This window comes from Pseudomonas sp. NBRC 111138, assembly GCF_001320835.1.
Classification (GTDB): Bacteria; Pseudomonadota; Gammaproteobacteria; order Pseudomonadales; family Pseudomonadaceae; genus Aquipseudomonas; species Aquipseudomonas paracarnis.
This window is the reverse complement of record NZ_BCBO01000193.1, coordinates 1-607: the sequence shown is the minus strand read 5'-3', so window position 1 is coordinate 607 and position 607 is coordinate 1. Positions and strand designations below refer to the sequence as shown.

The 607-nt window shown below is 64.4% G+C and carries 1 protein-coding gene; it reads right to left on the bottom strand.

All coding sequences use genetic code 11. The annotated features are described in order from the left end of the window. The coding region (locus APH41_RS27675) for a ribonucleotide-diphosphate reductase subunit beta (protein WP_218187873.1) at positions 1-569 on the bottom strand (569 nt) is incomplete at its 3' end. Positions 570-607 lie beyond the last annotated feature (38 nt).

Here is a 607-nt window from a genome sequence, read left to right as displayed (position 1 = left end):
ACCGATGGAATCTCGTGGTACATGTTGAAGATCTCGCCTTCATCCATGGCCAGCGATTCGATGCAGTACTGGTAGGCGTGGGTGTGGATCGCTTCTTCGAAGGCCTGGCGCAGGATGTACTGGCGGCACTCCGGGTTGGTGATCAGGCGGTACACGGCCAGCACCAGGTTGTTGGCTACCAGGGAGTCGGCGGTGGAGAAGAAGCCCAGGTTGCGCATGACGATACGGCGTTCGTCATCGGTCAGGCCTTCGGGGTTTTTCCACAGGGCGATGTCGGCGGTCATGTTGACCTCTTGCGGCATCCAGTGGTTGGCGCAGCCGTCGAGGTACTTCTGCCAGGCCCAGTCGTACTTGAATGGCACGAGTTGGTTGAGGTCGGCGCGGCAGTTGATCATGCGCTTTTCGTCAACGGCGACGCGGGCGGAGGCGCCTTCGAGTTCGGCGAGGCCTTCGGCGACGTCGAGTTTGTCCAGGGCGGCCTTGGCGCGCACGATGGCGGCGGAGTCGTTGGCGGTGACGGCGCGGGCTTCCACGGCGGCGGCGGCGCCGGCACCGTCGAGGCGGTCCATGTTGGCTTCGGTGGCGTGGCCGGCGTTGGCGCCTTTGG